Origin of the sequence: uncultured Succinatimonas sp., assembly GCF_905203285.1 — a bacterium.
Taxonomy (GTDB): domain Bacteria; phylum Pseudomonadota; class Gammaproteobacteria; order Enterobacterales; family Succinivibrionaceae; genus Succinatimonas.
In genome coordinates, this window is the sequence record NZ_CAJKVK010000087.1 from 1 (window position 1) to 7,920 (window position 7,920).

A 7,920-nucleotide genomic window follows, 5' to 3' on the forward strand; every position below is an offset into this window, starting at 1 on the left:
TACGGAAAGGGACATTCCGACGTATCCTGCACCTATAACGCAAATTTTTGCCATAAGAAAATAACCTTTGTTGTAAAAACATAATATATTATACTATCTTGTCACAAAATATTAAGAAATTAGCAATTTAATATATAAAGTGTGTAATGTTTTTTATTATGGAAATAAAAAATTGAAAATTTTCATAAAGAAAAAAGACGATAGTCATCAGACTAGTTTTATTCGCGGATACAAGCAATTTTGGCCTTTTTTGAAACCAATATGGATGATAGGGGTATTAGGAATACTTTTAACAATCCCTGTAGGAGCATTAGATGCCGTTATAGCTTCATTTTTAAAACCTTTTATTGATAACGTAATGGTTGAGCAACAAAAGTCTTTTGCTGATTATGTTCCAATTATCATTATCGGTTTTACCTTAGTTCAGGGAGTTTTTATTTATTTATCTGCCTATGTAAATAATTATGTAGGTACAAAAATTAGTTTTTCCATCAAGACTGAGCTCTATAAAAAATTGTTGTTTTTAGATACAAATTTTTATGATAAAAACTCTAGTGGAAATGTTATTTTTCGTTTTTATAATGATGCAGATAATGCATCAAAAGGTCTAATTTCAAACATCAAATTATTTTTAACGCGTTTTTTTTCATCAATCTCTTTAATTGGCGTTCTTTTATATAACTCATGGCAACTATCTTTAGTCGCTTTAGGAGCTTTGGCTGTAATTTTTGTTCCTTTATTTGTTGTTAAAAGGGCCATTAAGAAAGTAATAGATCAAACTGTTACCGGGTCTTCTGCTTTGTATACTCATTACAACGAAACGGCGACAGGCGTTAGAGTTATTAAAGCTTTTGGTTTAAGACAATATATGGAAGATGATTTTGATTATAAAGCAAATAATCTTTTTGATCTTGGAATGCGTCTTATCCGAAACAGTAATTGGTTGTCACCTGCTTTACATTTAATTAGCGCTTGCGGCGTTGCCGGAGTTTTATATTTTGGTGTGAATTTAATTTTAGACGGAACGATTACATTAGGCGCGTTTGTTTCGTTTATCGCAGCTCTGATGATGCTTTACGCTCCGTTAAAATTTATCGGTAACAACTATATAAGCGTGCAGCAGTCTTTGTTGGCTCTTGATCGCATTTACAATATTCTAGATAGAAAATCTTTTGAAGAAGAAAGCGAAGAAGATAAATTAAAGTTAGAAACTATTAAAAATAACATTGAGTTTAAAAACGTTCATTTTTCATATGATAAAAAGCGTGAGATTTTAAAAGGAATTTCTTTAACAATTCCTGTAGGTAAAAAGATTGCTTTAGTCGGTAACTCGGGTGGGGGTAAAACAACTGTATGCTCACTTATCCCAAGACTTTACAATGTAACTAAAGGATCAATTTTAATTGACGGTAAAAATATCAAAGATTATTCGTTATCGTCACTTCGTTCTCAAATTGCAGTGGTTTTTCAGGATAATTTTTTATTTGAAGGAACGATTAGAGAAAATATCGTTTGTGCAAGGGAAAACGCAACCGAAGAAGAAATACAAACTGCAGTAAAAAGCGCTTGTCTTGATGAGTTTTTAAAGACTTTGCCAAATGGAATTGATACCAAGATTGGTGAAAGAGGCGTTACTTTATCCGGCGGTCAAAAGCAGCGTGTTGCAATTGCAAGAGCTATTATTAAAAATGCTTCTTTAGTAATCTTAGATGAAGCAACATCGGCACTTGATAACAAATCAGAGAAAATTGTGCAGCAGGCGCTTGATAATTTGATGAAAGGGAAAACCACAATTGTAATTGCTCATCGTTTATCAACGATTAGAGATGCCGATCAGATTGTGGTGTTAAATGACGGACAAATTGCAGAGCAGGGTACGCATGAAGAGCTTTTAGAGAAAAAGGGCGTTTATGCGAATTTGTATTTATCTCAGTTTAAGTAAAAACTCTAGTTTATTGTGTATAAACACAAAGATACTCCTATATGGAAACTGATCTGAGGTCAAGCGATAAAGGTAAATTTTTCAAGCCTCCATTCCTATTTATCCTGAATCAGTAATTATCGTTATATAACAATCTATTACCGTTCATTGCTGATTATCTGGTAAGCTTTATCAAGCACGTGTTTTTATTACATACCTTTATGTATGCAATCACGAATTTTTTGATCTTCTGTTTAATCCTGATTGTTTATCTCTTGCTTTTAGCCTTCATGCATTCTACCGTTAGTGAGTACATCTCACCTCGCGTTTTCATGCAAACATAGGGGGCGTCGTTACCAACAGCAAAATTCGGGCTGCGGAAAATTAAAGACATGCTTTTTACATCTTTTATTTCAAGTTGAATTTTCAACTCTATATCCTGCCTACATTCGGGTTTTTCGTAATACGATACCCGGCAACTTGAGCCTGTATGCTCTTGAAGAACAGCATACCTTCTTCTTTCGTGTGCTGCGTTATAATGCGCAATGTGTTTACAGTTTTCACTGTCCTGCATGTGTGTACCTTTAATTTCCCTTGTTCTTCAGTTTAACGGTTGTATTTATTGTCTTCAGCATCCTCACTTAAAGTGATGATGCTGTCGTACATATGTCGGGTGTGTATTTGCTTATTATTAATTGCCGTTATGCCGAAAGAACACTTTTCATCAGCATAACATTCTCCGTTATGCAACAGCGCTCAGGAAATACGGCAGATTTTATCGGCAGCAGCACAGACGGTCTTCTTTACCGGTTGACGTCGTGATAAGTGGGCAAGCCAAGCGTCTTCATTTTCTTCCGGTTGATACTTTAATCTTTTGTTTCTGCTGTACATGGCAGGACATGCCTAATACAGTACTTGTTTTAATACCGGATTACCTTTAAGTAGTATCCCGTCCATAACGACTTTGCATCCGGTTCCAGTAAGGGTCGGAGCAAATCCAGCATATGCGGTAAATTGCCTGGCGTTTTTAAAGTTATCAGGGTCAAACATGACCGCGTACATCGCTGCCGCTGTTACCGGACCTACGTAGGGAATTGTCATTAATTTGCGTCAAGACTCATTTTCCTGCGTATATTTTGCTATATATTCATCAATGGTCTGAAGTTGTTTTGCCTGACCTTTATGAGGCCGATTGCGCAATTACTAATCTTTGCAATCAACTCAGACCACTCCTTGTTTTCTTCGCGCAATTCTTTCACCAATCTTTCTGCTGTTTCAATTAAGCTTTCACTGCCACTGCCGCAAATGACACCCAACTCATAGAAACATCCGCGCAAATTATTCTGCATCTGTGTTTTCTGCTTGATAATTAAATCTCTTAATTTAAGTAGTGATATCAATGCCTGATTAGCTTCAATTACTGATTTTTACTGGATCTTACATAGAAAAGGATCTGCCTATCTGCAACAAAGGGGCCGTTGATATTTTCTTGGGATCTTTTGAATTTCAGCCCCTCAATCCGTGACCGTGATCCAGTCATCCAATACAAAGGATCTTTTACGCTCTTAAATGCAGGGTATTTCTGCTCTGTGATTTTAATTTAGGAGCTAATTATGATCCGCAAAGTAAATGTCAAATTAATCTTTGAACTTAGAGATAAAGGCTTATCACGCACCGAAATAGCCAATTCCCGGCATATTTCACGACGTCTGGTCAATGAAGTATGCAGAATAGCCAAAAGTTTAGGGCTTTCTTATCGCGATGTCATAACCAAAAGCGAAAATGAAGTTTATAAACTCGTTTATCCGCATAAGTATGAATATCTCAATGAGGATTTTTATGCTAAGCCTGATTATTGGGCAGTACATTCGGAGCTGCGCCGGGTCGGAGTTACGTTAAAGCTGTTATGGCAGGAATATGCTGCTAAAGCCCATACGGAAGATAAGGTTCCGGTCAAATATTCTAAATTCTGTGGTGACTACGGTAAGTATGTTGAAGAGCATGAGTTTACCAGTCATATTGTCCGTAAGCCCAGAGTAAGCTGCGAAGTCGATTGGGCGGGCAAAACCATGAGCCTTTACGCCATGGTAAGGAGTGTAAAGTTTATTTGTTCGTCGGAGTTTTGTCTTTTAGTCGCTATACCTATATCGAGCCAAGCTTGGACATGAAAAAGAACACGTGGCTCAGATGTAACGTCAATATGCTTAACTTCTTTAAAGGAGTACAGCTGCAGATAATCTGAAAACGGGAGTGACCAAACATCCGCGTGAAGGGAAAATCATACTCAACACCGAGTATGAACGTTTGGGAACTTATTATCATGTCGCAATTATGCTGGCACGAGTCAAAAAACCTAAAGATAAACTCAATGCCGAAAATACCGCCGGTGATTGCCGGACTTTCGTCATAGCGAGGCTTAGAAACCGTTCTTTTTCGTTTTTATATGAAAGCTATTGTTAGTCTATAGACAATAATTACCTCTTAGCATTTAAGCTAATTTTTAATCTTATCGTTCAATCTGCCGTTAACCGTTGAGTTTTCGTCTCAATTTAACTTTATGCTCAGACATCTCAATTAATCTTTCAGGTTTTTCGGTTACAGTATCAGTTAATATTATCGGATCGCGTACTTTCAAGTTTACTTCGCTCAAACTGCTTGCTGCTCTTGCCAAACGCTTGATGCGATGCTCTTTAAGTTGACCCGATGCCTGCTCTTTGTATGAGGTTTTATCCCGATATACGGCAAAAATGATTTTGGCTAATTTATGCGCAATAGCAACAATAGCGCGGTTATGTCCGCGACGTTCTTTTAACGTTTGAAACTGTTCGAATAAAGAGCCTTTTTTTACTTAAAGCAACACCCTGAGCGGCTTCAATCAATAAAGTTCGCAAATATTTGTTGCCTTTAGCGCATTTTCCCGAATAGCGTTTTCCTGCAGATTCACTATTGCCGGGACAAATTCCGAGCCAAGAGCAAAAATGCTTGACACTCGTAAACTTAGATAAATCATCGCCTAATTCACAAACCAATCCCATAGCCGTGGTTTGTTTGATTCCGGGAATGGTACCCAGCAACGCGGTTGTCTGCGCAAAAGGCTTGATTAAATCTTCGATTAATTCAAACAAAGCCTGATATTGCTCTAAAGTATGCCGATAATGCTCGGAGAAGATTTTTATGATATGCCACAAAGGTGAAGCTCTGTCTCCCTGCAGTGCGGCATAAATATCTTCAGCCGATGCTTTAAGCCTTGAACAATTGCTTCTAATCACTTTCATCAATTCCGCGCCTTGCACTCCGGCAATCACGGCGTTCATTATCACGGTCGCGGCTTTGCCCCTGATATCGCTGAACACTTGGGAAGCTCTAAGTCCCGAGCAGGTAAAAAGCTTGTGCAGTATATTGACCGTTCGCTGCTTTTCTTTCTTTAACGCGCTTAATGACCTGAACATAAAGCGCAGGTCACGTACCTGTTTGGATGGGATAAACGAGGCTTTAAAAGCTCCGTAACGTCCGATTTCCGTTAGTCTTTTGGCGTCAGCCCAATCCGTTTTCCTGCCGCGTACTGCTTTTACGTCCCGCCCGTTTAGTACGGCAACTTTATCAGGCGCCAATCCTGATTGTTCAAGCTTTTCATACAGCGAAACCCAATATACGCCGGTACTTTCAAATAAAATAATCTCAGGGTTTAAGTTTTTACACCATGCCGTCAATTCTTCAAGCTGCCGCTGCGTTGTTCCGAAATCACGATGCTCGGTCTTGAGCTCACCGTTGCCGAAACGGGAACTCTGGTAGCAGGCGACCATCTTTTTCTCATGAACGTCAATACCGACAGCCGTCTTATAAAGAGCTGAAAAAACTGCTTCCCCTGACCGTAATTTTGCTATATTGGTCATTGAAACCTCCTTGTTTCTCGGGAGTTTTATAGAGAGACAAAAGGAAGCATGCGAAAAGCATATTATGACTTGGTCATATATTCTTTTTTATATACGAAATCGCTTTAAGAGAGCAGAAAGCGTTTCAAGTCGTTGTCCGACTGCTTCCTTACTTTCTAATTTTTGTACGATAACCAAGTATCAAAAAAACGAACGGAATAGTATGTTTCTCTATTCTTATTATAGAAAGCACTTTTCAAACTTACTGTCAGCTCCGCTTTCATTCAGTCGCTTGTGATTGTCGGTCATTATTATTTTTGAATTATGCATGGCGGTGGCAATTAAAAACAAAGAATATAATGAACAATCCCTTCAGTAAGGCTGACGGGTCAAGATTTGAGATGTTCAATTGGGAACGGGAGTTTTGCCTTTGATGTAAGTCAGTGGTGGTATAAAGTTAAAGTTGCGCCCAACAGCCATATCTCGTATAAAAAGAACTTTTACTCCTGTCCGCATACTTACATCGGGCATGAAGTATCGGTTTATGAAAGCTTTAATGACAATATGGTACGGATTTACGACAATGATATCCTGCTGGCAAGTCATCCCTGATTTACCGAAACGGCATCCAACCGTTACAGTACCCATGACGAAGATTTATCCAAACAAACAAATTACGTTGAGTTTGATAAAGTGCGGATTGAAAAGTGGGCAAAAAGCATCGGAGAAAATACCGCAAAAGTAATTAAGCGGATTTTTGCCTCCTGTGAATTTGAGCAGCAGGGGGATAATCCGTGCCTTTCCGTTCTCAGACTCAGTACTAAATACGGGAAAAACGAGCTTGAACGGGCCTGCGAAATAGCACTCGGCAAGATTAGTACCCCCAGATACAAGCATATAAGCGCCATAATTTTAGAGCAACAGGGAAAAGCTTCTGTCGACTCAAGCGTTAATTTTGACGGTAAGTCTCTTCATCAGGGAGGTTATCTGCGCGGTGCCGATTATTATGCCAAACTTAAATAACGTAACGTAGGTAAAGCATAATGACTCCAGTTAACATCAAACACTATCTTCATGATGATGTCATCCGCAAATTTACCTAGCTTAAATTTGACGAGCTCTCCGACCACGTTGATGAGCTTTGTGCAGAACCCGAGTGCGTAAACCTCAATTTTATCGGTAAATTTGAAGTGATCACCAATCGCTTGTACCAAAACCGCATCAATGAGTTAATCAACAACTTGCTTAAAAACGCAACATTGAGGGAGCAGCAGGCTTCGATCGCCGGACTTTATTATGAAGCGGATCGCCTGTTGTCCCGAGAGCTGATGATAGAGCTCGGGAGCAGTGACTTTATGCGCAATAAGACCAATATCATCATCGAAGGACTTACCGGAGCCGGTAAGACCCATATTGTCTGCGCCATCGCTAAAGCGGCTATCGGCAAGTGTTTTAGAGTTAAATATATAAGACTTCCTGATTTGCAGCAGGAGCAGGAGGACTGTTATCACAATAACCGCTCTTTAAAAAATCTGCAGCAAAAATACATTAGTCCTGCTTTATTGGTGATTGACGAATGGATGCTTAGAGCCGCTTCCGATAGTTTGAGCACATTCCTGCTTGATATTATGGAAGGACGCTATACAACCAGTAACACCATATTCTGCACTTACAGCAAATAAGAGGACTTGCATGCGATGCTCGGCGGCAACACTTAGGCTGAAGCTATTATCGAACGCATCGTGCAGAACAGTCTTACCATTACTTTAGGCAATCTCAATATGAGAGCTTTAAGAAATCCGTTAATGAAGTATAAAAACGTAAAGGAATAAGGGGAGGAAACTGGGATGCGGGACCAAATTTGTAAACAAAATCAATACCCCAGCATTAAAGGCTTTCAGATCACGAAAGAAAATTGGGGAGGGGATAGATCACCCAAGCAGATTACATATGAAAAAAACGAGGATTGCCGGATCACTTTGCGCGGAATATCTAATTTTTACCGTTTTGATGTCCGACATATGCATGGCATGCTAGATACAATGTGTGTCATTATGGTTGTCTTTGTTGCCTCCCGACTTTAGAAGCATAAATCTCTAGTTTTCCCTGTTCTACTCTCATTTCCCG

Annotated in this window: 10 protein-coding genes and 1 pseudogene; 6 read left to right on the forward strand and 5 right to left on the reverse strand. The window is 39.0% G+C overall.

What is annotated here, in order from left to right:
• Positions 1-172: 172 nt before the first annotated feature.
• Positions 173-1,942: an ABC transporter transmembrane domain-containing protein gene (locus QZ019_RS08210; protein WP_295484069.1), complete on the forward strand. Its 1,770-nt coding sequence runs from the start codon at positions 173-175 to the stop codon at positions 1,940-1,942.
• A gap of 247 nt (positions 1,943-2,189) precedes the next feature.
• Here QZ019_RS08210 and QZ019_RS08215 read toward each other — a convergent pair whose 3' ends face one another.
• The 3 genes from QZ019_RS08215 to QZ019_RS08225 all read right to left on the reverse strand — a co-directional run bounded on the left by QZ019_RS08215 (position 2,190) and on the right by QZ019_RS08225 (position 3,270).
• Positions 2,190-2,495, reverse strand: a complete 306-nt coding sequence (locus tag QZ019_RS08215; RefSeq protein WP_295484072.1) for a hypothetical protein — start codon at positions 2,493-2,495, stop codon at positions 2,190-2,192.
• A gap of 329 nt (positions 2,496-2,824) precedes the next feature.
• On the reverse strand, positions 2,825-3,022 hold the full coding sequence (locus QZ019_RS08220) for an IS110 family transposase (protein ID WP_295484074.1): 198 nt from the start codon (positions 3,020-3,022) through the stop codon (positions 2,825-2,827).
• A 38-nt stretch (positions 3,023-3,060) separates the two neighbouring features.
• The gene (locus QZ019_RS08225; RefSeq protein WP_295484076.1) at positions 3,061-3,270 is read right to left on the reverse strand and encodes a hypothetical protein; all 210 of its coding nucleotides are present in this window, start codon (positions 3,268-3,270) and stop codon (positions 3,061-3,063) included.
• A gap of 264 nt (positions 3,271-3,534) precedes the next feature.
• Between QZ019_RS08225 and QZ019_RS08230 the strand changes: the two genes are divergently transcribed.
• Entirely contained in the window at positions 3,535-4,089 is a 555-nt protein-coding gene (locus QZ019_RS08230; RefSeq protein WP_295484078.1) for a hypothetical protein, read from the forward strand.
• An 82-nt stretch (positions 4,090-4,171) separates the two neighbouring features.
• Positions 4,172-4,381, forward strand: a complete 210-nt coding sequence (locus tag QZ019_RS08235; protein WP_295484081.1) for a hypothetical protein — start codon at positions 4,172-4,174, stop codon at positions 4,379-4,381.
• 64 nt (positions 4,382-4,445) lie between these two features.
• Here QZ019_RS08235 and QZ019_RS08240 read toward each other — a convergent pair whose 3' ends face one another.
• Together QZ019_RS08240 and QZ019_RS08245 are read right to left on the reverse strand one after the other, a co-directional pair.
• On the reverse strand, positions 4,446-4,571 hold the full coding sequence (locus tag QZ019_RS08240) for a hypothetical protein (RefSeq protein WP_295484083.1): 126 nt from the start codon (positions 4,569-4,571) through the stop codon (positions 4,446-4,448).
• A 139-nt stretch (positions 4,572-4,710) separates the two neighbouring features.
• Positions 4,711-5,814 carry an IS110 family transposase gene (locus QZ019_RS08245; protein WP_295484086.1) on the reverse strand — a complete coding sequence of 368 codons (1,104 nt, stop codon included), beginning with the start codon at positions 5,812-5,814 and terminating at the stop codon, positions 4,711-4,713.
• 375 nt (positions 5,815-6,189) lie between these two features.
• Between QZ019_RS08245 and QZ019_RS08250 the strand changes: the two genes are divergently transcribed.
• The 3 genes and pseudogenes from QZ019_RS08250 to QZ019_RS08260 all read left to right on the forward strand — a co-directional run.
• Positions 6,190-6,405 carry a hypothetical protein gene (locus tag QZ019_RS08250; RefSeq protein WP_295484088.1) on the forward strand — a complete coding sequence of 72 codons (216 nt, stop codon included), beginning with the start codon at positions 6,190-6,192 and terminating at the stop codon, positions 6,403-6,405.
• An 81-nt stretch (positions 6,406-6,486) separates the two neighbouring features.
• On the forward strand, positions 6,487-6,816 hold the full coding sequence (locus QZ019_RS08255) for a hypothetical protein (protein ID WP_295484089.1): 330 nt from the start codon (positions 6,487-6,489) through the stop codon (positions 6,814-6,816).
• Between the two features lie 92 nt (positions 6,817-6,908).
• Positions 6,909-7,475, forward strand: a pseudogene (locus QZ019_RS08260) (ATP-binding protein); the annotation flags it as partial.
• Positions 7,476-7,920 lie beyond the last annotated feature (445 nt).